This window comes from Leptolyngbya sp. CCNP1308 (genome assembly GCF_034932455.1).
In the GTDB taxonomy this organism is placed as follows: domain Bacteria; phylum Cyanobacteriota; class Cyanobacteriia; order Phormidesmidales; family Phormidesmidaceae; genus Nodosilinea.
This window is the reverse complement of record NZ_JAYGIH010000028.1, coordinates 1-2226: the sequence shown is the minus strand read 5'-3', so window position 1 is coordinate 2226 and position 2226 is coordinate 1. Positions and strand designations below refer to the sequence as shown.

Sequence of the window (2226 nt, the reverse complement as noted above, 5' to 3'; positions counted from 1 at the left end):
GCTGTCCTCAGTGGCCTCATAAGACTCGACATCAACACCAGATAGACCTAGTAATTCCGTGAGCAGAGGCACCATAACGACTCGGTATAGTATCGACTACATCAGCATACTCATTCCCGTAGAGCCCATAATCTCCAGCCCCTATCTGCTGACCTCCTTGTTCTGCAAGAGCAGTAGCGTCTTGAGGCTCTGATATGTTGCTTTGAGCAACTGGGACTCCTTCAATGATCGATGTATCCCTTTGAGCAACTTCGAACGATTGCTCCTGCCCTTGTATGAGCGACACACAAGCGGGCGTGAGGAAAGCAAGCGGAAGGGTGATCGACAACAGTAATAGTTTTGTGAAACGCAGGGAGGGCAGAAGCATTGCTTTTCAAGGGTGAGAGAGAGAAGATTGTTGCTGACGTTTCAACCGTACTGTGGAGTTACTAAAGAAAACGAGGCTAGAAAAGGTACTTTAAGTAAACAAAAATGATCGGGCACTGGTTCGTTGAGAGGAGATAGATCGAATCCCTCTCATGCAAAAAAAATCCTATGCTGATAAGGGGCGATAAACCTGTTTCTTAAAATATAGACTTTGATTGGGCAAAATGGCACTGCTGGGGGGAAGCTGAGGTGATTATCGAGCAATCCGAGTGCCCAGTGGCCTGACCCTGCTGAAGACTTGTGGGTTGAGTAGTTGCCTGTGCGCGCAACTAGCCGGGTTGCCTACCCCCTTGCTTCTGACCAAGGACAGAGCAAAACGAAGCCCCCGTCGGGAAGATGTAAAATCCATTGAGGCTATTGTGCCTTGTACTGCTCCAGCGCTGCGATCGCGTTTTTGATACCCTGGTAAGCCTGCTCAAACAGTATGTCCTTGGCTTATCGCTGGGTGGGCAGGATGCTGTTGGCTAACTCGTTGTAGGCAGAATCCTCGATGGGCGACCAACGCAGGGCGCTTTATTTTACGCCTCAAGAACCCGGCGCAAGGGTTTCACAAGCTGCGCCAGGCCGTTCTAGTGGTGCTTCGCATTTTTTCTTGGGCCTGCCTTGCCCTTGCGCCTAGTTTGACCGCCACCGGAGAAGGAAGACGCAGGCGTGTGGAATGCGCGTTGCGTTGGTGCTTTTACATGCTTCCAGTTTCTTACGAGTTCGTTCAGGTTTTGGCTACTGAGTTTGGTGCGGTCGAGTGCGCTTGGCGGGAGAGCGACCAGTCCTTCACCGGCTTCGTCGCTGAGGTGTGGTTCAGCGAGTTGCCGTCTGAGTTCTCTACTCGGTGGGCTGCTGTTGTGGGCTACTCCATCCTGGTGCGTGGGGTGTCCTCTGGGCCAGGGTCGTTCGCTGCCTCCATACCCTGCACCGTTCCCAGTGGCCAGGCGTCTCTGGGGCCAGCTTCTCGCGGGTCACGGGTGCAGCTGCGGGGTTAGTTTCCTGGGGGGCTTCGGCTCCCCTTTTTTTGCGTTGGTTGTAGGGGGCGATCGCACTACCTTTGCTTCCCTCCTACCACCTGATGCCACCAGAGCTCTAGGATGCTAAGCCTGGGAAATGAGCCGTTCCCCACGACCCAAGGGGAGAGTGGAATGGGTTGTTGCTGTCGGTAGAGCCGTGGCCCCAGATGTTCTATGTCAACCCACTCCAAGAGGGCCACCGCTCTACCGGATCTAGGCGCAGGTTCGGCTTCGCGTCTCACCAGCGCCCGGAAATTGGCTTGGATTAGCCCAATCGTTTAAAAGTTGAGCAATCCGCCACATTCCTTGTGAAACCAGTCACGGGCTACAGTGAAATTGCGATCGCTTTCCAAGTATATGGCTCCCATCAGCGCCTCAAACATCTCCCCAAGCATGTCACCATCTAAGTCTTTGTCACTGATACCCTTGCCCAGTCTGCACACGGTGGGATCGCTCAGCCCAACCTCCTTGGCGAAGGATACGGCCCCTCGTCTGCGCTCCTTGAAGGGCATCGTTTTTGATGTCAGAATACCCTGGGCTGCCTTTGGCAGGCGGTGGAAGAAGTAATCGGTGATAGCCGCATTCATGATGCTGTCACCAATGTGGGCCAGACGCTTAATCTCTCGCTGTAGTATCTCCCTCTTAAGGGGTTCCTGACCGTAGCGCTCATTAAGAGGGTGTTTGAAAAGTTAGGGCTTGAGTAAAAAAGCTCACTCCGTATAGGTTGCAGATGGATGTCAGCAATGCCGGAGTGAGACAATGAGTAAAGACTACCCCAGCAACTTAACCCGAGACCAGT

The 2226-nt window shown here is 53.3% G+C and carries 2 protein-coding genes; one reads left to right on the top strand and one right to left on the bottom strand.

Annotation, left to right across the window (positions count from 1 at the left end; all coding sequences use genetic code 11):
* Positions 1-1109 precede the first annotated feature (1109 nt).
* Positions 1110-1406, top strand: coding sequence for a hypothetical protein (locus VB780_RS08440; protein WP_323350692.1), 297 nt, complete (start codon positions 1110-1112; stop codon positions 1404-1406).
* A 299-nt stretch (positions 1407-1705) separates the two neighbouring features.
* On the opposite strand, the gene VB780_RS08435 is transcribed toward VB780_RS08440, so the two are convergent.
* Positions 1706-2038, bottom strand: coding sequence for a ribonuclease III domain-containing protein (locus VB780_RS08435; protein ID WP_323350693.1), 333 nt, complete (start codon positions 2036-2038; stop codon positions 1706-1708).
* Between the last annotated feature and the right edge of the window lie 188 nt (positions 2039-2226).

Excerpts from the sequence above, each read along its gene's own strand:
- VB780_RS08440 (WP_323350692.1), top strand. The coding sequence starts at position 1,110 with ATGCTTCCAGTTTCTTACGAGTTCGTTCAGGTTTTGGCTACTGAGTTT.